Below are 23,215 nucleotides of genomic sequence, written 5' to 3' on the forward strand. Positions count from 1 at the left end.
GATGACTCCCGGTGAATTCGCATAGGGGACAATGGCGTTCACTCTACCCCTGACGATCCGGGCTGAAAACCGATAAGATCGCCGCAACCTGTCAGGAAAACTCACAGATAAAATGAGCCACGACCTCCCCCCTCTGAACGCCCTGCGCGCCTTCGAGGCCACTGCCCGGCTGAACAGCGTCAGCCAGGCCGCCGAGCAGCTGCACGTCACCCACGGTGCCGTCAGCCGCCAGCTCAAGGTGCTGGAAGAGCACTTGGGCGTGAGCCTGTTCGTCAAGGACGGGCGCGGCCTGAAACTCACAGATGCCGGCATCCGGCTGCGGGACGCCAGCAGCGAAGCCTTCGAGCGGCTGCGCAGCGTGTGCGCCGAGCTCACCCAAAGCACCGCCGACGCACCGTTCGTGCTCGGCTGCTCCGGCAGCCTGCTGGCGCGCTGGTTCATTCCGCGGCTGGGACGGCTGAACGCGGACTTGCCGGACCTGCGGCTGCACCTGTCGGCCGGCGAAGGCGACCTCGATCCTAGGCGGCCCGGCCTCGACGCCCTGCTGCTGTTCGCCGAGCCGCCGTGGCCGGCGGACATGCAAGTCTACGAGCTGGCCAGCGAGCGCATCGGCCCGGTCATGAGCCCGCTGTTCAGCGGCGCCGCGAAGCTTCAAGGCGCACCCGCCGGCGCCTTGCTGAGTGAGCCGTTGCTGCACACCACCTCACGTCCGCAAGCCTGGCCGGCCTGGGCACGGCAAAGCGGCCTCGACGCCAAGGCGCTGAAGATGGGGCAGGGTTTCGAGCATCTGTATTACTTGCTGGAGGCGGCGGTCGCCGGCCTGGGCGTGGCCATCGCCCCGGAGCCGCTGGTGGCGGAAGACTTGAGGGCCGGGCGCCTGGTCGCGCCGTGGGGATTTTGCGAAACCCCGGCGCGACTGGCGCTGTGGCTGCCCAAGCGCGCCGCCGACGGGCGCGCCCGGCAATTGGCGCAATGGCTAAGAAACGAGCTGCGCCAGCCCGATCACTCGCCGCGCCTGAACAGCAGGTAAGCGGCCAGCAGGCCCAACGCACCGACCGCCACGCCGGCGATCGTCCAGGGATGTTCCTGCGCGTAGTCGCGGGTGGCGATCCCGGTCTCGCGGGTCTTGGTCTTGACCTCTTCGTAGGCGTCGCTGAGCAGGCTGCGCGAATGCCTCAACGCACTCTCGGCATTGCCCTTGAGCGCCTTGAGGGTCTTGCGCGACTCGTCCGAAGCGTCGTCCTTCAGGCTCTCCAGCGACTTGAGCAGACTCTCGATCTCGGCTTCCATGCTTTGCAGCGAAGCTTTGCGTAACGAGGTGTTGGCCATGGTGATTCTCCTGCATGGGGTGAGAAACGGCGTGTGATGGTTGGGACTTCGCCCGTCCCGGAAAGTGCAGAAAATCTGAATCCCCTCCCCGCCGGGATGCCGGAACCGACACGGCAAATCGCTGCTAGGCTCAATGGCACACTTCAAGGAGAGCGCCATGAGCGACCATCACACCTATAAGAAGATCGAGCTGGTCGGTTCGTCCACCAGCAGCATCGAAGACGCCATCAACAACGCGTTGGCCGAAGCCAGCAAGAGCGTCAAGTACATGGAATGGTTCGAAGTGACCGAGACCCGCGGCCACATCAGGGACGGCAAGGCCGCCCATTTTCAGGTGACCCTCAAGGTCGGGTTCCGGATTGCCAGCAGCTGAGTTTGGTCTACGCTTCTGAACTTGCGCGCTGGCCGAGTGCCATAGGAATGGCAAAGCGCTACAGGGCGAGCGCACCGGGCAACGGCCCGGTGCCGTCTCTTTCGATCCGACCAGGGAGTGCAACCGATGAAGAAGTTCATGTTGGCGGTAGGTTTGTTGAGCCTTGCGGGTGGCGCATTCGCTGCCGGCAAGCCGTGTGAGGAACTGAAGGCCGAAATCGCGGCCAAGCTGGATGCCAAGGGCGTTTCCGGCTATTCGCTGGAAATCGTGGACAAGGGGGCGGCTGCGGGCGGCAAGGTCGTCGGCAAGTGCGAGGCCGGCGCCAAGGAAATCGTCTACAAGCGAGGCTGACCTAAACAAAGACTGTGGCGAGGGAGCTTGCTCCCTCGCCACATTTATCGTCAGCCCTTCATCACCTGCGCCAGCAGCTCATAGGAATGCAGGCGGTCGGCGTGCTCGTACAGATCGCAGGTGAAGATCAGCTCATCGGCCTGGGTCTGCTCGATCAGCACCTCCAGCTTCGCGCGGATCTTCTGCGGGCTGCCGACCATCGCCAGGCCGAGGAAGTCCCCCACCGCCTCGCGCTCGTGGGGCAGCCACAGGCCGTCCATGGTCTTCACCGGCGGACGCTGCACCAGGCTTTGCCCGCGCATCAGCGCCAGGATCCTTTGGTACACCGAGGTAGCCAGGTAATCGGCCTGCTCGTCGGTGTCGGCCGCCACCAGCGGCACGCCGAGCATCACGTACGGTTTGTCGAGCACCGCCGACGGCTGGAAGTGGTTGCGGTAGACGCGGATCGCCTCGTGCATGTAGCGCGGGGCGAAATGCGAAGCGAAGGCATACGGCAGGCCCCGCTGGCCTGCCAGTTGCGCACTGAACAGGCTGGAGCCCAGCAGCCACACCGGCACCTGGGTGCCGGTGCCCGGCATCGCGATCACCCGTTGGTCCGGGGTGCGCGGGCCGAGGTAGCGCACCAGTTCGGCGACGTCGTCGGGAAAATCGTCGGCGCTGCCTGAGCGTTCACGGCGCAAGGCCCGGGCAGTCATCTGGTCGGAGCCGGGCGCACGACCCAGGCCCAGGTCGATCCGGCCCGGATACAGGCTCTCCAGGGTGCCGAACTGCTCGGCGATCACCAGCGGCGCATGGTTGGGCAGCATCACCCCGCCGGATCCGACGCGGATGCTCGACGTGCCGCCCGCCAGGTAGGCCAGCAGCACCGAAGTGGCGGAACTGGCGATGCCGTCCATGTTGTGGTGCTCGGCGACCCAGAACCGGGTGTAGCCGAACCTCTCCACGTGCCGGGCCAGATCCAGCGAATTGCGCAGCGACTGGCCGGGGCTGCCGTTCTCGCGCACCGGCACCAGATCGAGGGTGGAAAACTTTACGTCGGACAGTTGCTTCATAAAGTGCTTCTCCGGGTGAGGGCGCAGGTTCATCCATGCGAACGCCGACCTGCCCCGTTCATAGGCGTGTCCTGTGCAATGAGGGCATATACCCGAGTTTCAATAGCCGACCGGAAAATTCCTACTAAAAAAGTCAACGATTCTCATGAGGCAGAGGTTTGAGCCGGGTCAGAACCTGCCCGGCCGAACGGTGGTCGAATGATTGACCGCAGCCTTCGCGCATCTTCGTGCGCGCTGCGTCGAAGGAGCTTCAACCATGAAACGTTTTGCTGTGGCGGTGTTCGGTCTGACCCTGGCCAGTGCGGTGCTGGCGGCCCCGAAACCCTGCGAGGAACTCAAGGCCGAGATCGAAGCCAAGATCCAGGCCCAGGGCGTGACCTCCTACACCCTGGAGATTGTCACCAACGACGAAGTCCACGATCAGAACATGGTCGTCGGCTCGTGCGAAAACGGCACGAAGAAGATCATCTACCAGAAGAACGACCGCTGATCCGGGCTAGATGATGCAGTTGACCTCGCGGTCCTCGGCGACGATTTCCCGCTTGGCGTTGTACAGCCGGGCGCTCGGGGTGAAGGCCAGGGAGCGGCCTTCGAGCAGGTAGCGCTGGCCCGCCTCGAAATGGTCGTAGCGGAGGGTCAGGTAGCACAGGCGCTCGACGGGCCCGGTCATCAGGCTGCCGCCGCCGCCGAACACTTCAAAGTCGAAGCGCACCCGCAGTTCGTGGCTGCCGGGCGTGACCTGAAAGAAGCGCCCGTCGGTCAGGCGCCGGTTGTCGAGCCGCTCGGCCATCAGCAGTTTGCCGCCGGGGGTGGGCGTCGAGAAGTCGACCCAGGCCATCGCGGGATCGACCGGCGGCATCGGCGTCTGGCAACCGGCGATCACACCGGCCGCCAGCAACAGCATCATCTTGCGCATTGATGAATGTCCGTGGATTCGGGCATCCAGCATAACGCCGATCAGGTGCGCTGACAGCCCGCCGGCTTGGCCTGCCCCACCACCTTGCGCTGCTGATCGTACAGTTTGGCCCACGGCCGGAACCCGATGTTGCCGGCCTGCAACTGATAGCGCTGGCCGGCGTTGAAGTCATTGAAGGTCAGGCTCAACCGGCAATCGCGCCACAACGGCTCGGCATCCGGGCCGATGTTGGTCGCCTCCACCGGGAATTGGTAACGCACCTTCAGCTCATGGCTGCCGGGCTGCACTTCGAAGTATCGCTTGTCGACCGCCGCCCTCGCGTCGACCTCCAGTGCCTGCAGCGCCGTGTCCTGCTGGCGCGACTCCAGGTCGATCCAGGCTTGCGAAGGGTCAGGGGTAGGCATTCCGAATCCGGCACAGCCGGTCAGCGTCAACAGGCCGGCGGTCAGCATCAACTTGCGCATGGCGAAGCTCCTATGGGCGGGATAGTCTTGCGGGCAGACTGTCCGGGGGTTTCTTATTTTGTTCAGGCCGCTACCCAGCCATGGGTTACTTGATCGCGTTTTGCGGATTTTGTTTCCGGGTGTTTTGCTTTTGCTGCTCAACGGTTGCACAAGCCTCAGTTACTACAGCCAATTGGCCGGCGGTCAGCTGCAACTGCTGCGGGCCCGGGAGCCGGTCGCCGAGGTGATCGCCGACCCCGCCCGTGACCCCAAGCTGCGGGCGCACCTGGCCGAGTCGCAGAAGGCCCGGGACTTCGCCAGCCGCCACCTGCACCTGCCGGACAACCAGAGCTACCGGCTCTACGCCGACATCGGCCGGCCGTTCGTGGTGTGGAACGTGTTCGCCACCCCGGAATTCTCCCTGAGCCCGCAGAACCACTGCTTCCCCATCGCCGGCTGCGTGGCCTACCGCGGCTACTACAGCCAGGGCGCGGCTCGGGGCGAAGCGGCGATCCAGCGCCTCAAGGGCATGGACGTGTCGATCGGCGGCGTCGAGGCCTACTCGACCCTGGGCTGGTTCGACGACCCGATCCTCAACTCGATGACGGGTTGGGGCGACGAGCGCCTGGCCACGCTGATCTTTCACGAACTGGCCCACCAGCGCTTCTATGTGCAGGACGACACCGAATTCAACGAGTCCTTCGCCACCTTCGTCGAACAGGAAGGCACGCGGCAGTGGCGGGCGTTCCGGGGGCTGGCGCCGGACAACGGCTCGCGCCTGCAGCAGCGCGACCAGTTCATCGGCCTGATCCTCGACACCCGGGCCCGTCTGGAAGCGCTCTACGCACAACCGCTGGCGGCCGAGGTCATGCGCGAGCGCAAGGCCGAGGCGTTCGAACGGTTTCGTCGTGACTATCGGGCCCTGCGTGACCGGCAGTGGTCCGGGGACAAGCGCTACGACGCGTGGGTGAACGCGCCGCTGAACAATGCGCGGCTGTTGCCGTTCGGGCTGTACGACCAGTGGGTGCCGGCGTTTGCGGCGCTGTTCAGGCAGGTGGGCGGGGATTGGCTGAGGTTTTACGCCGAGGTCGAGAAGTTGGGCAAATTGGGCGCAACTGAGCGCAAGTCGGCGCTCAAGGCCTTGGCCAACCCTGAACCCTCCGCCGGCTGAACCGGCCTCATCGCCGGCAGGCCGGCTCCCACAGAAACGCCTCGAAACGTGTGGGAGCCCGCCTGCTGGCGATGGCTGACCGATCAGCGGCGCAGGAACGCCTGATGCAGCTCGGCCAGCGTCTCGAAGTGATAGGCCGGTGCCTCGGCGCTCAGTTCCTCGCGGCTGCCGAACCCATAGCCCACCGCCGCCGCGTCCAGCCCGTTGCGGCGCGCGCCGATCAGGTCGTGCTTGCGGTCGCCGATCATCAGCGTGTCGGCCGGGTCCAGTCCTTGCTCGGCGATCAAGTGGGCAATCAGCTCGACCTTGTCGGTGCGGGTGCCGTCCAGTTCGCTGCCGTAGATCACCTTGAAGTGCCGGGCAAAGTCGAAGTGCCGGGCGATCTCCCGGGCGAACACCCACGGTTTGGAGGTCGCGATGTACAGCTGCCGGCCCTGCCCGCCGAGGGTTTCCAGCAACGGCATGACACCGTCGAACACCCGGTTCTCGTAGAGGCCGGTGACCTTGAAGCGCTCACGGTAGAAATTCACCGCCTCCCACGCCTTGGCCTCGTCGAATCCGTAGAACTGCATGAACGCCTGCAGCAGCGGCGGGCCGATGAAGTGTTCCAGCTTGCTCAGGTCCGGCTCGTCGATGCCGAGCTTGGCCAAGGCGAACTGGATGGAGCGGGTGATGCCCTCGCGCGGGTCGGTCAGGGTGCCGTCGAGGTCGAACAGTACGGTCTGGTAGTGCATGAAAATTCCTGGGCTTGTGCGGGAGGGTTCAGATCTGGTCGTAGCCTTCGGCCAGGTGCAGATCCTTGAGCTTCACGTAGTTCGCCGCGCTGTAGGTGAAGAAGGCGCGTTCCTTGTCCGTCAGCGGCCGGGCCTGCTTCACCGGGCTGCCCACGTACAGGAAACCGCTTTCCAGGCGCTTGCCCGGCGGCACCAGGCTGCCGGCGCCGACGATCACGTCGTCCTCGACCACCGCACCGTCCATGACGATGCTGCCCATGCCGATCAGCACGCGGCTGCCCACCGTGCAGCCGTGCAGCATGACTTTGTGGGCAACGGTCACGTCGTCGCCGATCAGGCACGGGAAACCGTCCGGGTTGAAGGGGCCGGCGTGGGTGATGTGCAGCACGCAGCCGTCCTGGACGCTGGTGCGCGCACCGATGCGGATGCGGTGCATGTCGCCGCGGATCACGGTCAGCGGCCACACGGAGCTGTCTTCGCCGATTTCGACGTCGCCGATCACCACCGCGGAGCCGTCGACAAAGGCGCCTTTGCCCAGGCGCGGGGTGTGGTTCTGGTACTTGCGAAGGGACACGATAAGTTCTCTCTCTGTCGCCGATAGCTGCGGTCGCTGCCGATTGTAATTAAGATGGGCCCACGTTTCTAAATGCATGTTTCCTTCTGCCAAGGTGCCAACCGTGAGCGTGAACAACCCACTTCTGCAGCCCTACGACCTGCCGCCGTTCTCCGCGATCCGTGCCGAACACGTGCAGCCCGCCATCGAAACCATCCTGGCCGACAACCGCGCCGCCATCGCCGAGATCCTCAAGCGCCAGGGCACGAACCCGACCTGGGCCGGCCTGGTGCTGGCGATGGACGAACTCAACGACCGCCTCGGCGCCGCCTGGAGCCCGGTCAGCCACCTCAACGCCGTGTGCAACAGCGCCGAACTGCGCGAAGCCTACGAGGCCTGCCTGCCGGCCCTGAGCGCCTACTCCACCGAGATGGGCCAGAACCGCGAGCTGTTCCAGGCATACGAAGCGCTGGCCAACAGCCCGGAAGCCGCCGGCTTCGACGTGGGCCAGAAAACCATCCTTGAGCACGCCTTGCGCGATTTCCGCCTGTCGGGCATCGACCTGCCGGAAGCGGAGCAAAAGCGCTACGCCGAAGTGCAGAGCAAACTGTCGGAGCTGGGCAGCCGCTTCTCCAACCAGTTGCTCGACGCCACCCAGGCCTGGACCAAGCACCTCACCGACGAGGCCGCCCTCGCCGGCCTGACCGACTCGGCCAAGGCGCAGATGGCCGCCGCCGCGCAGGCCAAGGGCCTGGACGGCTGGCTGATCACCCTGGAGTTCCCCAGCTACTACGCGGTGATGACCTACGCCCAGGACCGTGCGCTGCGCGAGGAAGTCTACGCCGCCTACTGCACCCGCGCCTCGGACCAAGGCCCGAACGCCGGCCAGAACGACAACGGTCCTGTGATGGACGAGATCCTCGGCCTGCGCCAGGAACTGGCCAGGCTGCTGGGCTTCGCCAGCTTCTCCGAGCTGAGCCTGGCCACCAAGATGGCCGAGTCCAGCGACCAGGTGCTGAGCTTCCTGCGCGACCTGGCCAAACGCAGCAAGCCGTTCGCCGCCCAGGACCTGCAGCAGCTCAAGGCCTACGCCGCCGAGCAGGGCTGCGCGGACCTGCAGAGCTGGGACAGCGGCTTCTACGGCGAAAAGCTGCGTGAACAACGCTACAGCGTGGCCCAGGAAACCCTGCGCGCCTACTTCCCGATCGACAAGGTGCTCGGCGGCCTGTTCGCCATCGTCCAGCGCCTGTACGGCATCGAGATCGCCGAGCTCAAAGGCTTCGACGCCTGGCACCCGGACGTGCGCCTGTTCGAGATCAAGGAAAACGGCCAGCACGTGGGCCGCTTCTTCTTCGACCTGTACGCCCGCGCCAACAAGCGCGGCGGCGCCTGGATGGACGGCGCCCGCGACCGTCGCCGCACCGCCGAAGGCGTGCTGCAGAGCCCGGTGGCCAACCTGGTGTGCAACTTCACCCCGGCCGACAGCGGCAAGCCTGCGCTGCTGACCCACGATGAAGTCACCACCCTGTTCCACGAATTCGGCCATGGCCTGCACCACCTGCTGACCCGCGTCGACCATGCCGGCGTGTCCGGCATCAACGGCGTGGCCTGGGACGCGGTCGAGCTGCCGAGCCAATTCATGGAGAACTGGTGCTGGGAGCCGGAAGGCCTGGCGCTGATCTCCGGCCACTACGAAACCGGCGAACCGCTGCCCCAGGACCTGCTGGAGAAAATGCTCGCGGCGAAGAACTTCCAGTCCGGCCTGATGATGGTGCGTCAGCTGGAGTTCTCGCTGTTCGATTTCGAGCTGCACGCCACCCACGGCGACGGCCGCAGCGTGCTGCAGGTGCTCGAAGGCGTGCGCGACGAGGTCTCGGTGATGCGTCCGCCGGCCTACAACCGCTTCCCCAACAGCTTCGCCCACATCTTCGCCGGCGGCTACGCGGCCGGTTACTACAGCTACAAGTGGGCGGAAGTGCTGTCGGCGGATGCGTTCTCCAGGTTCGAAGAGGACGGCGTGCTCAACGCCGACACCGGCCGCGCGTTCCGCGAAGCGATCCTGGCCCGCGGCGGCTCGCAGGAGCCGATGGTGCTGTTCGTCGACTTCCGTGGCCGCGAGCCTTCGATTGACGCACTCTTGCGTCACAGCGGCCTGAGCGAGGACGCGGCAGCATGAGCGAGGCACCTGTGAAGACGAAGAAACGCTTTATCGCCGGGGCGGTCTGCCCGGCGTGCAGCGAGCCGGACAAGCTGATGATGTGGAGCGAGGACGACATTCCCCATCGCGAATGCGTGGCCTGCGGTTACGCGGACACGCTCAACGAGCAAGGCCTGTCGGTTCCGAAGGAGCTGGGCACGCGGGTCAACACCGTCGCGCTCAAGCCTGCGCCCGACAAGACCGTGCAGGCGGTGCAGTTCTTTCCGAACCCGAAGCTGAAGAAAAAGCCCGACTGACCGCACTGAGTCACGACCGCCCTCCGCCGCCGTCCGGCGGTGGAGGGCACTATCCCTGCACCACCCCCTCCCCGCGTCTGCTTCTTAGGCTGGCACTTCAAGCCCGACCTGAAGGAAGACGTCATGCCCAACCCGTTGCTGCAACAGTGGACGCTGCCCCCCTGGAACGAAGTGCGCGCAGAGCATCTGCTGCCGGCCATCCAATCCATCATCGCCGATAACCGGCGCATCATCGCCGAGGTGATTGCCGGCCAGGCCGCGCACCCGAACTGGGACGATCTGGTGATTGCCGTCGATCAGGCCGATGCGCGGCTGGAAGAGGCCGAAAACGTCATCGACACCCTTTCGACGATCCATTCCGGCAACCTCGACTGGGACAGGGAAAGCGCGCTCTGCGAGGCCGCGATCGGGCAGTACCTGCTCGACAGGCGAAGCGACCAGGCGCTGTTCCGATGCTTCGTCCGGCTTGCATCAAGTTCGGTCGCCGGCAGTTTCAGTCCGTCGCGCAAGGCCTCGCTCGCCAAGATCCTGCGCCGATACCGCTTGTCGGGGATCGAACTGCCCACCGCACAACGCCAGCGGCTCGGGCAGTTGAACGGCGAAATCCAGCGCCTGGAAAAAACGTTCAGCGACAACCTGGAACTCGCCGGCGCAGCCTGGAGCAAACGCATCGACGACGATGCGCTGCTGGCCGGCCTGCCCAGGTCGATGACAGAGCGCCTGGCGAGCGACGCCAGGGACGCAGGACACGGAGGCTGGCTGCTCAAGCTTGACCTCAACAGCTTCGAGCACATCATGAGGCATGCGCAAAACCGCAGCCTGCGCGCCGAATACTTTCAGGCCTACTGCACTCGCGCATCCGATCAGGGCCCGCAGGCCCACCGGTTCGACAACGGCCCGGCGCTGCAGGCGCTGCTCGCCTTGCGCCATGAAAAGGCCCGCTTGCTGGGCTACGACAACTTCGCGCAACTGCGCCTTGAGACACATGCCGCGACCGGCATCGCGCAGGTCCGTGACTTTCTGCGCAGCCAACTGACCGGCATTCATCCTTCAATGGAAAAGGACATGCAGTCGCTCAAGGCGCTCGCCCTTGAATTGGGCATCGCCGAGGTCGAAGCCTGGGATCATGAGTTCCTTTGCGAGCGGCGGCGCCGACAACAAGCGCCCGAGCTGGCGGACCTGAAGGATTTCCTGGCGCTGGAGGAAACGCTGCACCGATTGCTTCGGTTCAGCGAGCACATGTTCTCGATCGGCATCCGCGAGAAAACCGACGTCCCCAACTGGCACGCCCAGGTCCGTCTGTTCGAGATCAGCGAGCACGGGCAAGTGCTCGGATACCTCTACATGGACTTTTTCCATCGCGACGGCGCGCCCGACTATGCCTGGACGCAGACCCTGCGCAACCGCAGCGTCAATGCCGAGGGCCGCACGGCGTTGCCGGTCGCCGTGCTCCGCTGCAACTTCACGCCGGTGGGCGAAGGGGTGCCCTGCCTGCTTTCGCATCAGGACCTGCGGGTGCTGTTCCATGAGTTCGGGCATGGCCTGCAACAGGTTCTCACGCGCGCCGTCCATCACAACCAGTCCGGGATATCGCAGCTTCCCCGCGATACCGCCGAGTTCGCCGGGCAATTGTTCGAGCACTGGTGCCGGTCGCCGGCCTTCATGGCGTGGCTGGCCGTCCACCACCAGACTGGCGAGCGCCTGACCGAAGCACGGCTCGCAACCACGCTCGCGGCGCTGGAGGCCTACACCAGCCGCTCCCAAGCCATACAGCTGATGGGTGCGCTGCTTGACCTCGAACTGCACCGGGGCCAAGGCGACGGCCGCCGGGTCGACCAGGTCTTCGAGGCTGTGCTGGACGAGATCCCGGCGTTGAAGTTGCCGGCCTATTGCCGGTTCGCCAACGGATTCGACTACCTGGTGACCGGCTATGAAGCCGCCGTCTACGCCTATGACTGGTCACGCGTACTGGCGAATGACGCCTTCAAGCGCTTTGAAACTGAAGGCGTGTTCAATCCGCGCACCGGACTCGCCCTGCGCCAGGCGTTCTTCACCTGGGGCGACGGGCAATCCCTGGGTGATGCCATGGAGAGGTTTCTCGATCACAAGAGCGATGAAGACCGGTGAACGCGACGCTCATTCGATGTGGGCGGACTTGAACCAGCTCTTCATCGAGCAAGTGGCGAAGGGGCTGGTACTGCAATCGCCATTGGCCAACGCTGTGCGCAACTTGTCGACATCAGCCTGCATCACGTAACGAACGCCGTCCTTGAAGTGGCCGCTTTCGCCGAATCCGCCCTGGGTCATTTCATTGAGGGCGTCTTCCTTGCTCCAGCCCTGCACGACGATCCGGTACATCGCCGCCATCAGGCCGGTACGGTCGGATCCGTGCTTGCAGTGCATCAGCACCGAGCCGTTGGCCTCGGCGGCCTGGATCGCGCGCAGGGTCTTGAGCACATCGCTGTCATCCACGTGATTGGTGCGGTAGGGCAACTGCACGAGACTCACGCCAGGCGTCTTCAGCCAGCCCGAGTCGGACTCCGGCAAGAAGTTGATGACCGTGGCCACCTTCAGGTTCTTCAGCAGCGGCACGGCACCGCCGTCGGGCAATGCGCTGCGGTAGAGGGTCGGCGACATCTGGAACAGGTTGTATTGCACCTCCACCGGCTGCGCCCATTCGGCAGGACGGGACGCCGGGGCCTCGGCGGCCTGGACCGGCACCCAGTGCAACACGACGGCAAGCGAAAGACACACGGCGGGGAGGAAACGCAATCGGGACATGCTCGGTGGACCGTAGGGATTCATGATTGAAGGGCCTCGCAGCATCAGGGTTGAGCAGTCAAATCCCTGTGAGGCGCTTGTCAAAGAATCGTGAACCGGCCGGTGCCCTTCGTCGCAATCACGGTTTTTTTCAGATGAATCGATTCATCTCGATGCTTAGCCTGCTACCATTTGTCACATGATGTTGCAGACGCGTTCCCCTTCTCCTGGCCGTTCCGGCCACGTCGCAGCCAAACAACCTTAAGCCGCCCGCAGAGACGGCTGACAACCATCAATGCCTGATGAGGTGCACCCCCATGTCTGATGAAAGTCGAGACAACCCGCGGCGTGAGTTCTTGCGCAAGTCCCTGACCCTGATCCCCGTCGTCACCCTGGCCGGCAGCGGCCTGGGCAGCAGCGTGCTGCAGGCCGCCCCCGAACCCGCACCTGCTGCGCCCGCCGCAAAACCGGTTGCGGCCAAGGCGGGCGAGTATCAGCCGAGCTATTTCACCGCCGAAGAGTGGGCGTTCATCAACGCCGCCGTCGCGCAGTTGATCCCCAACGACGCCCAGGGCCCCGGCGCCCTCGAAGCCGGCGTGCCGGAATACATCGACCGTCAGATGAACACGCCTTACGCCGCCGGTGCGCTGTGGTACATGCAGGGCCCGTTCAACGCCGACGCCGCGCCGGAAATGGGCTGGCAGAGCAAACTGGTGCCCAAAGAGATCTACCGCCTGGGCATCGCCGCCGCGGATCAGTGGGCAAAAGGCCTCAACGGCAAAACATTTGCCGAGCAAGACAGCGCTACCCGAGACGAATTGCTCAAGCAGCTCGAAGCCGGAAAACCGCAGTTCGACGCCGTTCCGGCGAAGGTTTTCTTCAGCCTGCTCTTGCAGAACACCAAGGAAGGGTTCTTCTGCGACCCGATCCACGGCGGCAATAAAGGCATGGTCGGCTGGACCATGATCGGCTTCCCCGGCGCCCGCGCCGACTTCATGGACTGGGTGGAACGCAACGAGGCGTATCCCTTCCCGGCAGTTTCGATCCGCGGCGAGAGGGCGTGAGCATGGCAACGGTAATGAAAAAAGTGGATGCGGTGATCGTCGGTTTCGGCTGGACCGGCGCGATCATGGCCAAAGAGCTGACCGAGGCCGGCCTCAACGTGCTGGCGCTGGAGCGCGGGCCGATGCAGGACACCTACCCGGACGGCAACTATCCGCAGGTGATCGACGAACTCACCTACAGCGTTCGGAAAAAACTCTTCCAGGACGTTTCCAAGGAAACCGTCACCATCCGCCACAGCGTCAACGACATCGCCCTGCCGAACCGCCAGTTGGGCGCGTTCCTGCCGGGCAACGGCGTGGGCGGCGCGGGCCTGCACTGGTCGGGCGTGCACTTTCGCGTCGATCCGATCGAGCTGCGCATGCGCAGCCACTACGAAGAGCGCTACGGCAAACACTTCATCCCCAAGGACATGACCATCCAGGACTTCGGCGTCAGCTATGAAGAGCTGGAGCCGTTCTTCGACTTCGCCGAAAAGGTCTTCGGCACCTCCGGCCAGGCCTGGACGGTGAAGGGGCAACTGGTGGGCCAGGGCAAGGGCGGCAACCCTTACGCGCCGGACCGTTCGAACCCGTTCCCGCTGGAGTCGCAGAAGAACACCGTTTCCGCGCAGCTGTTCGGCAAGGCGGCTGCAGAAGTGGGCTACAAGCCCTACAACCTGCCTTCCGCCAATACCTCGGGACCGTACACCAATCCCTACGGCGCGCAGATGGGCCCGTGCAACTTCTGCGGATTCTGCAGCGGCTACGTCTGCTACATGTACTCCAAGGCCTCGCCGAACGTGAACATCCTGCCGGCGCTCAAGCCTTTGCCGAACTTCGAGCTGCGCCCCAACGCCCACGTGCTGCGGGTCAACCTCGACAGCAGCAAGACCAAGGCCACCGGCGTCACCTACGTCGACGGCCAGGGCCGGGAGATCGAGCAGCCGGCGGATCTGGTGATCCTCGGTGCGTTCCAGCTGCACAACGTGCGGCTGATGCTGCTGTCCGGCATCGGCAAGCCGTATGACCCGGTCAGCGGCGAAGGCGTGGTCGGGCGCAACTTCGCCTACCAGAACATGGCCACGATCAAGGCGTTCTTCGACAAGGACACCCACACCAACAACTTCATCGGCGCCGGCGGCAACGGGGTGGCGGTGGACGACTTCAACGCCGACAACTTCGACCACGGCCCCCACGGCTTCGTCGGCGGCTCGCCGATGTGGGTCAACCAGGCCGGCAGCCGGCCGATCGCCGGCACCTCCAACCCGCCGGGCACCCCCGCCTGGGGCAGCGCCTGGAAACGCGCCACCGCCGACTACTACACCCATCAGGTGTCGATGGACGCCCACGGCGCGCATCAGTCCTACCGGGGCAACTACCTCGACCTGGATCCGGTGTACCGCGATGCCTACGGCCTGCCGCTGCTGCGGATGACCTTCGACTGGCAGGAAAACGACATCAAGATGAACCGCTTCATGGTCGAGAAGATGGGCAAGATCGCCGAGGCCATGGGCCCCAAGGCCATCAACGTGATCAGCAAGAAGGTCGGCGACCACTTCAACACCGCCTCCTACCAGACCACCCACCTCAACGGCGGCGCGATCATGGGCACCGATCCGAAGACCAGCGCGCTGAACCGCTACCTGCAGAGCTGGGACGTGCACAACGTGTTCGTCCCCGGCGCCTCGGCGTTCCCGCAAGGCCTGGGCTACAACCCGACCGGGCTGGTCGCCGCCCTGACCTACTGGTCGGCGAAGGCGATCCGCGAGCAGTACCTGAAAAACCCCGGCCCGCTGGTCCAGGCTTAAGGAGCGATGACCATGAAGACTTTCGTTATCGCGACCCTGGCGTTGCTCGGCAGCGCCTCCCTTTACGGCGCCGACGCCGATCCATCCTTGATCAGGCAAGGTGAGTACCTGGCCCGCGCAGGCGACTGCGTGGCCTGCCACACCGCCAAGGACGGCAAACCGTTCGCCGGCGGCCTGCCGATGGAAACCCCGATCGGCACGATCTACTCGACCAACATCACCCCGGACAAGCGCGGCATCGGCGGCTACAGCTTCGAGGACTTCGACCGGGCCGTGCGCCATGGCGTGGCCAGCAACGGCAGCACGCTGTACCCGGCGATGCCGTACCCGTCCTACGCCCGCGTCAACGAAGCCGACATGAAGGCGCTTTACGCGTTCTTCATGCACGGCGTCGAGCCGGTGGCCCAGGAGAACAAGGCCAGCGACATCCCCTGGCCGTTGAGCATGCGCTGGCCGCTGACGGGCTGGCGCTGGCTGTTTGCGCCGAAGGTCGAGGACTACAAAGCTACGTCGGACGATGCCGTGGTCAGCCGTGGGGCTTATCTGGTGGAAGGCCTCGGACATTGCGGCGCTTGTCATACGCCACGCGCCCTGACCATGCAGGAAAAATCCTTGAGCGCAGGCGAAGGCAGCAGCTTTCTGTCAGGCAGCGCGCCGTTGGAAGGCTGGATCGCCAAGAACCTGCGCGGCGACCACAAGGACGGCCTCGGCGGCTGGAGCGAAGAGCAGTTGGTGCAGTTCCTGAAGACCGGGCGCAGCGACCGCAGCGCCGTGTTCGGCGGCATGAGCGACGTGGTCACCCACAGCATGCAGTACATGACCGACGCCGACCTGACCGCGATCGCCCGCTACCTGAAATCGCTGTCGGCCAAGGATCCCGCCGACCGCCCTCACCCGTACGACGAAACGGCCGCCAAGGCCCTGTGGAACGGTGACGACAGCCAGCGCGGCGCAGCGGTGTACATCGACAACTGCGCGGCCTGCCACCGCACCGACGGCCACGGCTACACCCGCGTGTTCCCGGCGCTGGCGGGCAATCCCGTGCTGCAATCGGAGGATCCGACCTCGCTGATCCACATCGTGCTCAAGGGCGGCACGCTGCCGGCGACCCACGCGGCGCCGTCGGCCATCACCATGCCGGGGTTCGGCTGGCGGCTGTCGGATCAGGAAGTGGCGGACGTGGTGAGCTTCATCCGCGGCAGTTGGGGCAACAAGGGGGCGCCGGTCAGCGCAGCTGAGGTTAAACAATTGCGTGCCGAACAGATGAAGACGGCATCGACGCAAGAGCCCGCCCACTGACACACCGCAACATAAAAAAGGCCCTGCCCGCAGCAATGCGGGCAGGGCCTTTTTTATATTGAGTGCCACAACTTCTGCGGCCTCTTAAGACTCAAGGATTTTCGATACTTGCATAAGCCTTGGCCAGCGCCAGCAACTTGGCCTTATCGTCCGCGTCGATGTCACCGTCGCCATCGATGTCTTTTTCGTTGCGAACGGTAAACGTCTTGCCGCCGTCGTAAGAAGCGGCGATGAGTGTGCGGGAATCGACCAGGGAGTCCAATGGCACGCCGTTCTCAGCATCCCAGCCGGACTCCTTCAGCGCGAATTGCAGGGACACCAGCACTTCCTTGGGATCGACCGGAGTGGGGCCGAGCTTCTGCAAAAAGATGCCGCGAGGATTGAAGTTAGACAAGATTAATTCCTTTTATTTAAATCATCCGATTTACAACGGAGGCAATCCTAACGCCATAGCAACTAACGAAACTATGCTGAATATATAACCTCACGTTTCTCTCAACTAACGATCCCGATACCGACGCGTTGCGGAGCCTGAATCCGCAGAGGCCGGCCGGCAGAATCGCCGAACGGCACTGGCCGTTTGCAAAGACCAAGGATACTGTATGCACATACAGCAAACAGGACGCCTCCGATGCACACGCCCTTGCCTCCCCGCGGCCGCGGCACCGCCGCCAACCCGCACAACCGCTTCGCGCCGAGCCGTTCGGTGGCCGAGGACGACGGCTGGCATCAGGAAGTGCCGCAGACCCAAGGCACCGAGGTGCGGATCGAGACGGCGAAGACCATCATCACCCGCAACACGTCACCGGACCTGCCCTTCGACCGCTCGGTCAATCCTTACCGCGGCTGCGAGCACGGCTGCATCTATTGCTACGCCCGGCCCAGCCACGCCTACTGGGACCTGTCGCCGGGGCTGGACTTCGAAACCAAACTGATCGCCAAGACCAACGCCGCCCAGGTGCTGGAGGAGCAACTGGGCAAGCACGGCTACCGATGCGCGCCGATCAACCTGGGCTCCAACACCGATCCCTACCAGCCCATCGAACGCGAGCAGCGGATCACCCGCCAGATCCTCGAAGTGCTGCTGCGCCACCGGCATCCGGTGACCATCGTCACCAAGGGCTCGCTGATCCTGCGCGACCTCGACCTGCTCACCGAACTGGCGCAACAGAGGCTGGTGGCGGTGATGATCAGCCTCACCACCCTGGACGACGAGCTCAAGCGCATCCTCGAACCCCGCGCCGCCGCGCCCAAGGCCAGGCTGCGGGCGATCCGGGTGATGCGCGAAGCGGGCATTCCGGTGGGCGTGCTGTGTTCGCCGATGATTCCGATGATCAACGACAGCGAGATCGAAAGCCTGCTCGCCGAGGCCCACGCGGCCGGCGCCCAGAGCGCGGCGTACATGATGCTGCGCCTGCCGCTGGAGGTGGCGCCGCTGTTCGAGGAGTGGCTCCAGGCGCACTACCCGCAGCGGGCGGCCCATGTGCTGAGCCTGATCCGCCAGAGCCGCGGCGGCGAGCTCTACGACAGCCGTTTCGGTGCCCGCATGCGGGGCGAAGGGCCGTTCGCCGATCTGCTGGCCCAACGGTTCGCCAAGGCGCTGAAGCGCCTGGGGCTCGACCGCCGGGAAGGCTTCGGCCTCGATTGCTCGGCCTTTTGTCCGCCGGGTCGCCAGATGTCGCTGATTTAGGGACAATTGGCCTATGGTTGAGTGACGGAACGGCTCGACCGGTTGCGCCGGTCACGTTTTTTGTGACCTGGAACACAGGTTCCAGAGCCTTTGATTCAGTTTGAGTTAAGTTTCGGCGGTTACCTTGTTCATCGAGTGACTGACGGGTCAGGATCGGCCCGGATGTTTGAACAGCCACTGGCTTCACACCGGAATACACGGGAATGACTCCCCGAATCCGCCAAAGAGGATGAATCATGAGTGACAAGGATAAACAGCCGTTGGCTGCGTCGGCGCCGGCCCCTGAGGCGGAAACCGCCGATGCAGCGCTGAAGCACATCGTCGACGGCTTTTTGCATTTTCATCATGAGGTCTTTCCGCAGCAGGAAGAACTCTTCAAGAAACTCGCCACGGCCCAGTCGCCACGGGCGATGTTCATCACCTGCGCCGACTCGCGCATCGTCCCCGAACTGATCACCCAGAGCTCTCCCGGCGACCTGTTCGTGACCCGCAACGTCGGCAACGTCGTACCGCCCTACGGCCAGATGAACGGTGGCGTGTCCACCGCCATCGAATACGCCGTGCTCGCCCTGGGCGTGCAGCACATCATCATCTGCGGCCACTCCGACTGCGGCGCCATGCGTGCGGTGCTCAACCCGGACAGCCTGGAGAAGATGCCGACGGTCAAGGCCTGGCTGCGCCACGCCGAAGTCGCGAAAACCATGGTGCAGGACAACTGCAACTGCGCCAACGAAAAAGAAAGCATGCCGATCCTCACCGAGGAAAACGTCATCGCCCAACTGCAGCACTTGCGTACCCATCCCTCGGTAGCCTCGCGCATGGCGAACGGTCATCTGTTCATCCATGGCTGGGTCTACAACATCGAAACCAGCGAAATCAAAGCGTACGACGCGGACCAGGGCTGCTTCCTGCCGCTGGACGGCAGCCATCCGATCCCGGTCGCGACGCCTAAAGCGCGCTTCTAGATCCTCCTAAAAATCTCCGTGGTTTGACGCCGGCCGCTGTTTCAGCGGCCAGGCCTCGCCACGCCTGAAGAAAAGTCCGGGAGAATCCCCATGCGTGCCGCTCAATTGAAAGCTGTTCTGCCACGGGAGCTGTTGGCTTCGGTGGTTGTGTTCCTGGTTGCCCTGCCGCTGTGCATGGGCATCGCCATCGCGTCCGGCCTGCCGCCGGCCAAGGGCCTGATCACCGGGATCATCGGTGGGCTGGTGGTGGGCTGGCTGGCCGGCTCGCCGCTGCAGGTCAGCGGGCCGGCGGCAGGTCTTGCGGTGCTGGTGTTCGAGCTGGTGCGCCAGCACGGCGTCGAGATGCTCGGGCCGATCCTGCTGCTGGCCGGGTTGCTGCAGCTGGCGGCCGGGCGCCTGAAGCTCGGCTGCTGGTTCCGGGTCACCGCGCCGGCGGTGGTGTACGGCATGCTCGCCGGGATCGGCGTGCTGATCATCCTGTCCCAGGTGCATGTGATGCTCGACGCCGCGCCGAAACCCTCCGGCCTGGACAACCTCACCGCGTTCCCCGGCGCCGTGGCCCAGGCCCTGCCGTCGTTCGGCTGGCAGGCCGGGCTGCTGGGGCTGGGGACCATCGCGGTGATGTGGCTGTGGGAGAAGTTGCGCCCGCATTCGCTGCGCTTCGTGCCCGGCGCGCTGCTCGGCGTCGGCCTGGCCACGGGGGCCAGCCTGCTGCTGGCGCTGCCGGTCAAACGGGTCGAGGTGCCGGACAACCTGGCGCAGGCCATCGACTGGCTCAAGCCGGCGGACCTGCTCAACCTCGCCGACCCTGCCTTGCTGGTCGCGGCGTTCGCCGTGGCCTTCATCGCCAGCGCCGAGACCCTGCTGTCCGCCGCGGCGGTGGACCGCATGCACAGCGGCCCGCGCTCGGACTTCGACCGCGAACTGTCGGCGCAGGGGGTGGGCAACATGCTCTGCGGCCTGGTCGGCGCATTGCCGATGACCGGGGTGATCGTGCGCAGTTCGGCCAACGTCCAGGCCGGCGCCACCACGCGCTTTTCGACGATTTTCCACGGCCTGTGGCTGCTGGCGTTCGTGCTGTTGCTGTCGAGCCTGCTGCAGAGCATTCCGGTGGCGAGCCTGGCCGGCGTGCTGGTCTACACCGGGTTCAAGCTGGTGGACCTGAAGGTGTTCCGCGGCCTGGGCCGTTACGGCCGGATGCCGATGTTCACCTACGCCGCCACGGCGCTGGCGATCATCTTCACGGACTTGTTGACCGGCGTGCTGATCGGCTTCGGCCTGACGTTGCTGAAACTGGCGCTGAAAGCCGCGCGGCTGAAGATCAGCCTGATCGACCTGCCGCAGGAAGGGGAAATGGAGATGCGCCTGACAGGCGCGGCGACGTTCCTCAAGGTGCCGGCGCTGACCCAGGCCCTGGCCAGCGTTCCGCCGGGCACGACGGTGCATGTGCCGCTCAACAACCTGAGCTACATCGACCACGCCTGCCTGGAACTGCTGGAGGAGTGGGGGCGGGCCAACGCCGCCAAGGGTTCGAGGCTGCTGATTGAATCGCGGGGGCTCAAGCGCAGGCTTGAAGGGCGGGTGCGCACCACCGTCGGCATCGGCACGGCGGGCTGAAACAAACCTTGTGGGAGCGGGCTTGCCCGCTCCCACAGTTACGATTTGTGATCCGGGATCAGGCGGCCGGCTGATCCAGCTCCAGGCCCACGCCCAGGCGGCGGCCCATGCACGGCCAGCGTTTCCAGGCGGCGCCGGTGTCCGGGCTGCTGAGTTTCTCGCGGTAGGCCTCCACCGACTCCAGCGCAAAGCTGTCGTCGTCGAGCATGCTGTCCACCGCGTGGTGCACCACTTCGTCGAGTTGGTTGGCGAATGCCTCACCCAGCAGCTGGTGGGCAATCAGATTGGCGACCGTCATGTCCAAGGGGATCAGTGGCTGGCCGAAATGCTTGATGTACAGGTCGTTGACCTCTTCGACAAACCGGTGGGCCAGGTAGGCCTCGTCCAGCAGGCTGTCCAGGCCCACGGGCGGCTGGAGGAAGTACTGCTCGGCGATCTTCAGCACCGGTTTGATCTGTGACTCGATTCCCGCTTCCCTGGCGACTTCATTGGCTGCATCCAGCAGGTCCGGCACTTCATCGATGTAGGCGGCGACGAAGCGCGTCAGGACGGCTTCGGCACCGGTTTCCGGCAACTGGATCGCCGGGTGCAGGTGAGGCAATTGATTTTCCAGCTGACGGGTCAGCCGTCCGGTGTCTTTCTCGTGTTCTCGGGCTATTCGGATCTGCTCGCGCAATGCGGCGGTGTTCATGAAAACTCCAGGGGACAAGGCAATGAAATAGGGAAGACATAACTTAGCTGGCTTACGAAAAATGCTAAGACGCATTTGTCATAATTATTTCATCCTTGATACACCGGGGTTATATCGGTGTGCCACCACTCCTCTGCATCCTTCTCCATTCGTGCCCTGGAACGCAAGTGCCAGCTGTTTCATGCGATTTACGCAGTCGCGTTGCGAGGTTCAAGTCGCTGTCTATACTCGCCAGTGAATGGAGTTAGCTGATGATGCCTGACTGCCCGCGCAGCAAGGCCCGGCGATTCAAGTTCGTAGTCTGATGCAGCCGCTCCCTTGCCGCAGGCGTTGCGCCTACGGGACAACAAGAACGATAAGGGGAACCCGCAATGATGCGACATCCACACGTCTGGATGGGCCTCCTGTTGTGGTCGATTTTCAGCCAGGCGCAAGCGGCCTGGACTGTGAATATGGCGCCTGGAGCGACTGAGATCAGTCACGCTGTGTTCGACCTGCACATGACCATCTTCTGGATCTGCGTGGTGATCGGGATCATCGTCTTCGGCGCGATGTTCTGGTCGATGATCCTGCACCGCCGCTCCACCGGCCAGGTCGCGGCACGCTTTCACGAGAGCACCACCGTCGAGATCCTCTGGACCGTCGTGCCGTTCCTGATCCTGGTGGCGATGGCCGTTCCGGCGACCGCCACCCTGATCAAGATGTACGACACCAGCGAGCCGGACATCGACATCCAGATCACCGGCTACCAGTGGAAGTGGCACTACAAGTACCTGGGCCAGGACGTCGAGTTCTTCAGCAACCTGGCCACCCCCGCCGAACAGATCCACAACAAGCAAGCCAAGGGCGACCACTACCTGCTGGAGGTCGACAAGCCGCTGGTGCTGCCGACCGGCGCCAAGGTGCGCTTCCTCGTCACCTCCGCCGACGTGATCCACTCCTGGTGGGTGCCGGCCTTCGCGGTCAAGCGCGACGCCATCCCCGGGTTCGTCAACGAAGCCTGGACGCGCATCGACAAGCCCGGCCTCTACCGCGGCCAGTGCGCCGAGCTGTGCGGCAAGGACCACGGCTTCATGCCCATCGTGGTCGACGTGAAGGAGAAGGCCGACTACGACAAGTGGCTCGCCGAGCGCAAGGCCGAGGCGGCGCAGCTCAAGGAACTGACCAGCAAGGAATGGACGCTGGACGAGCTCAAGGAACGCGGCGACAAGATCTACCACACCACCTGCGTGGCCTGTCACCAGGCCGAGGGCCAGGGCCTACCGCCGATGTTCCCGGCGCTCAAGGGCTCGAAGATCGCCACAGGCCCCAAAGAGGCGCACCTGAGCCTGGTGTTCCACGGCAAGCCCGGCACCGCCATGGCGGCGTTCGGCAAACAGCTGTCGGAAGTCGATATCGCGGCCGTCGTGACCTACGAACGCAACGCCTGGGGCAACAATAAGGGCGACATGGTCACGCCCAAAGAAGTGCTGGAGCTCAAACAGGCGGAAAGCAAATGAGCCGCGCCGCCGCGTCCTCCCGCCAACGTCCGGGGCTGCGCGCCCCGCACGGCCCTGCCCGTCCGCTTGAAGGAGAAAGGCCATGAGCGCCGTTATCGATGACCACGGTCATGCCGACCACGCCCACGGCCCCGCCAAAGGCCTGATGCGCTGGGTGCTGACCACCAACCACAAGGACATCGGCACGCTGTACCTGTGGTTCGCGTTCTGCATGTTCCTGCTCGGCGGCTCGTTCGCCATGGTGATCCGCGCCGAGCTGTTCCAGCCCGGCCTGCAGATCGTCGAGCCGGCGTTCTTCAACCAGATGACCACCATGCACGGCCTGGTGATGGTGTTCGGCGCGGTGATGCCGGCGTTCGTCGGCCTCGCCAACTGGATGATCCCGCTGATGATCGGCGCGCCGGACATGGCCCTGCCGCGGATGAACAACTTCAGCTTCTGGCTGCTGCCGGCGGCGTTCCTGAGAT

Annotated in this window: 25 protein-coding genes; 16 read left to right on the top strand and 9 right to left on the bottom strand. The window is 64.5% G+C overall.

Features of this window, described 5'->3' with window-relative positions:
- The first annotated feature begins 112 nt into the window (after nucleotides 1-112).
- Nucleotides 113-1,030, top strand: a complete 918-nt coding sequence (locus tag ACIP0B_RS18425; RefSeq protein ID WP_400834673.1) for a LysR family transcriptional regulator — start codon at nucleotides 113-115, stop codon at nucleotides 1,028-1,030.
- Here ACIP0B_RS18425 and ACIP0B_RS18430 read toward each other — a convergent pair.
- Nucleotides 1,003-1,329, bottom strand: a complete 327-nt coding sequence (locus tag ACIP0B_RS18430; protein ID WP_400834676.1) for a YqjD family protein — start codon at nucleotides 1,327-1,329, stop codon at nucleotides 1,003-1,005. The genes ACIP0B_RS18425 and ACIP0B_RS18430 overlap by 28 nt on opposite strands.
- A gap of 157 nt (nucleotides 1,330-1,486) precedes the next feature.
- On the opposite strand from ACIP0B_RS18430, the gene ACIP0B_RS18435 reads away from it, so the two are divergent.
- Nucleotides 1,487-1,702, top strand: coding sequence for a dodecin (locus ACIP0B_RS18435; RefSeq protein WP_085579474.1), 216 nt, complete (start codon nucleotides 1,487-1,489; stop codon nucleotides 1,700-1,702).
- A 126-nt stretch (nucleotides 1,703-1,828) separates the two neighbouring features.
- Complete coding sequence (locus ACIP0B_RS18440; protein ID WP_217894291.1) at nucleotides 1,829-2,053, top strand: DUF1161 domain-containing protein; 225 nt, start codon at nucleotides 1,829-1,831, stop codon at nucleotides 2,051-2,053.
- 50 nt (nucleotides 2,054-2,103) lie between these two features.
- On the opposite strand, the gene ACIP0B_RS18445 is transcribed toward ACIP0B_RS18440, so the two are convergent.
- Nucleotides 2,104-3,105: an LLM class flavin-dependent oxidoreductase gene (locus tag ACIP0B_RS18445; protein WP_400834680.1), complete on the bottom strand. Its 1,002-nt coding sequence runs from the start codon at nucleotides 3,103-3,105 to the stop codon at nucleotides 2,104-2,106.
- Between the two features lie 256 nt (nucleotides 3,106-3,361).
- Between ACIP0B_RS18445 and ACIP0B_RS18450 the strand changes: the two genes are divergently transcribed.
- Nucleotides 3,362-3,595 (top strand): DUF1161 domain-containing protein, encoded by a 234-nt coding sequence (locus tag ACIP0B_RS18450; protein ID WP_217894293.1) that lies wholly within the window; start codon nucleotides 3,362-3,364, stop codon nucleotides 3,593-3,595.
- Between the two features lie 6 nt (nucleotides 3,596-3,601).
- Here ACIP0B_RS18450 and ACIP0B_RS18455 read toward each other — a convergent pair whose 3' ends face one another.
- Both ACIP0B_RS18455 and ACIP0B_RS18460 read right to left on the bottom strand, forming a co-directional pair.
- Entirely contained in the window at nucleotides 3,602-4,021 is a 420-nt protein-coding gene (locus tag ACIP0B_RS18455; RefSeq protein WP_400834683.1) for a hypothetical protein, read from the bottom strand.
- A gap of 41 nt (nucleotides 4,022-4,062) precedes the next feature.
- Nucleotides 4,063-4,485 (bottom strand): hypothetical protein, encoded by a 423-nt coding sequence (locus ACIP0B_RS18460; protein WP_400834686.1) that lies wholly within the window; start codon nucleotides 4,483-4,485, stop codon nucleotides 4,063-4,065.
- A gap of 58 nt (nucleotides 4,486-4,543) precedes the next feature.
- Here ACIP0B_RS18460 and ACIP0B_RS18465 point away from each other — a divergent pair, with 58 nt between their 5' ends.
- Entirely contained in the window at nucleotides 4,544-5,635 is a 1,092-nt protein-coding gene (locus tag ACIP0B_RS18465) for an aminopeptidase (RefSeq protein ID WP_400834689.1), read from the top strand.
- Between the two features lie 83 nt (nucleotides 5,636-5,718).
- Here ACIP0B_RS18465 and ACIP0B_RS18470 read toward each other — a convergent pair whose 3' ends face one another.
- The gene (locus ACIP0B_RS18470; RefSeq protein ID WP_400834692.1) at nucleotides 5,719-6,369 is read right to left on the bottom strand and encodes an HAD family hydrolase; all 651 of its coding nucleotides are present in this window, start codon (nucleotides 6,367-6,369) and stop codon (nucleotides 5,719-5,721) included.
- 28 nt (nucleotides 6,370-6,397) lie between these two features.
- Nucleotides 6,398-6,943, bottom strand: a complete 546-nt coding sequence (locus tag ACIP0B_RS18475) for a gamma carbonic anhydrase family protein (RefSeq protein ID WP_400834695.1) — start codon at nucleotides 6,941-6,943, stop codon at nucleotides 6,398-6,400.
- A gap of 76 nt (nucleotides 6,944-7,019) precedes the next feature.
- Here ACIP0B_RS18475 and prlC point away from each other — a divergent pair, with 76 nt between their 5' ends.
- From prlC to ACIP0B_RS18490, 3 genes are all read left to right on the top strand, one after another.
- A complete protein-coding gene (gene prlC / locus ACIP0B_RS18480; RefSeq protein ID WP_400834698.1) occupies nucleotides 7,020-9,098 on the top strand; it encodes an oligopeptidase A in 2,079 nt (692 codons plus the stop codon).
- The gene (locus ACIP0B_RS18485; protein WP_400834701.1) at nucleotides 9,095-9,376 is read left to right on the top strand and encodes a YheV family putative zinc ribbon protein; all 282 of its coding nucleotides are present in this window, start codon (nucleotides 9,095-9,097) and stop codon (nucleotides 9,374-9,376) included. The genes prlC and ACIP0B_RS18485 overlap by 4 nt, the downstream gene beginning before the upstream one ends.
- A gap of 123 nt (nucleotides 9,377-9,499) precedes the next feature.
- On the top strand, nucleotides 9,500-11,503 hold the full coding sequence (locus ACIP0B_RS18490) for a M3 family metallopeptidase (protein ID WP_400834704.1): 2,004 nt from the start codon (nucleotides 9,500-9,502) through the stop codon (nucleotides 11,501-11,503).
- 9 nt (nucleotides 11,504-11,512) lie between these two features.
- On the opposite strand, the gene ACIP0B_RS18495 is transcribed toward ACIP0B_RS18490, so the two are convergent.
- Nucleotides 11,513-12,157 carry a tyrosine-protein phosphatase gene (locus ACIP0B_RS18495; RefSeq protein ID WP_400834707.1) on the bottom strand — a complete coding sequence of 215 codons (645 nt, stop codon included), beginning with the start codon at nucleotides 12,155-12,157 and terminating at the stop codon, nucleotides 11,513-11,515.
- A gap of 296 nt (nucleotides 12,158-12,453) precedes the next feature.
- Here ACIP0B_RS18495 and ACIP0B_RS18500 point away from each other — a divergent pair, with 296 nt between their 5' ends.
- The 3 genes from ACIP0B_RS18500 to ACIP0B_RS18510 are packed head-to-tail and all read left to right on the top strand — an operon-like array spanning nucleotide 12,454 to nucleotide 16,286.
- Nucleotides 12,454-13,200 carry a gluconate 2-dehydrogenase subunit 3 family protein gene (locus ACIP0B_RS18500; RefSeq protein WP_400834710.1) on the top strand — a complete coding sequence of 249 codons (747 nt, stop codon included), beginning with the start codon at nucleotides 12,454-12,456 and terminating at the stop codon, nucleotides 13,198-13,200.
- A gap of 2 nt (nucleotides 13,201-13,202) precedes the next feature.
- A complete protein-coding gene (locus ACIP0B_RS18505; RefSeq protein ID WP_400834713.1) occupies nucleotides 13,203-14,987 on the top strand; it encodes a GMC family oxidoreductase in 1,785 nt (594 codons plus the stop codon).
- A 12-nt stretch (nucleotides 14,988-14,999) separates the two neighbouring features.
- Nucleotides 15,000-16,286 (top strand): c-type cytochrome, encoded by a 1,287-nt coding sequence (locus tag ACIP0B_RS18510; protein WP_400834716.1) that lies wholly within the window; start codon nucleotides 15,000-15,002, stop codon nucleotides 16,284-16,286.
- A gap of 91 nt (nucleotides 16,287-16,377) precedes the next feature.
- Here ACIP0B_RS18510 and ACIP0B_RS18515 read toward each other — a convergent pair whose 3' ends face one another.
- Nucleotides 16,378-16,680: a hypothetical protein gene (locus ACIP0B_RS18515; protein WP_400834719.1), complete on the bottom strand. Its 303-nt coding sequence runs from the start codon at nucleotides 16,678-16,680 to the stop codon at nucleotides 16,378-16,380.
- A gap of 237 nt (nucleotides 16,681-16,917) precedes the next feature.
- Between ACIP0B_RS18515 and ACIP0B_RS18520 the strand changes: the two genes are divergently transcribed.
- From ACIP0B_RS18520 to ACIP0B_RS18530, 3 genes are all read left to right on the top strand, one after another.
- Nucleotides 16,918-17,976: a PA0069 family radical SAM protein gene (locus tag ACIP0B_RS18520; RefSeq protein ID WP_400834722.1), complete on the top strand. Its 1,059-nt coding sequence runs from the start codon at nucleotides 16,918-16,920 to the stop codon at nucleotides 17,974-17,976.
- A 236-nt stretch (nucleotides 17,977-18,212) separates the two neighbouring features.
- Entirely contained in the window at nucleotides 18,213-18,941 is a 729-nt protein-coding gene (locus ACIP0B_RS18525; protein ID WP_085579440.1) for a carbonic anhydrase, read from the top strand.
- Nucleotides 18,942-19,031: 90 nt separating this feature from the next.
- Nucleotides 19,032-20,558, top strand: a complete 1,527-nt coding sequence (locus tag ACIP0B_RS18530; RefSeq protein WP_400834725.1) for a SulP family inorganic anion transporter — start codon at nucleotides 19,032-19,034, stop codon at nucleotides 20,556-20,558.
- Between the two features lie 58 nt (nucleotides 20,559-20,616).
- On the opposite strand, the gene ACIP0B_RS18535 is transcribed toward ACIP0B_RS18530, so the two are convergent.
- Nucleotides 20,617-21,249: a hypothetical protein gene (locus ACIP0B_RS18535; protein ID WP_085579436.1), complete on the bottom strand. Its 633-nt coding sequence runs from the start codon at nucleotides 21,247-21,249 to the stop codon at nucleotides 20,617-20,619.
- A 371-nt stretch (nucleotides 21,250-21,620) separates the two neighbouring features.
- Between ACIP0B_RS18535 and coxB the strand changes: the two genes are divergently transcribed.
- Nucleotides 21,621-22,748, top strand: coding sequence for a cytochrome c oxidase subunit II (gene coxB, locus ACIP0B_RS18540; RefSeq protein WP_085579434.1), 1,128 nt, complete (start codon nucleotides 21,621-21,623; stop codon nucleotides 22,746-22,748).
- Between the two features lie 82 nt (nucleotides 22,749-22,830).
- Nucleotides 22,831-23,215: cbb3-type cytochrome c oxidase subunit I (locus ACIP0B_RS18545; protein WP_400834729.1), on the top strand; the 385-nt coding region annotated here is incomplete at its 3' end.

The organism is Pseudomonas sp. NPDC089534 (genome assembly GCF_044749305.1).
In the GTDB taxonomy this organism is placed as follows: Bacteria; Pseudomonadota; Gammaproteobacteria; order Pseudomonadales; family Pseudomonadaceae; genus Aquipseudomonas; species Aquipseudomonas ekonensis.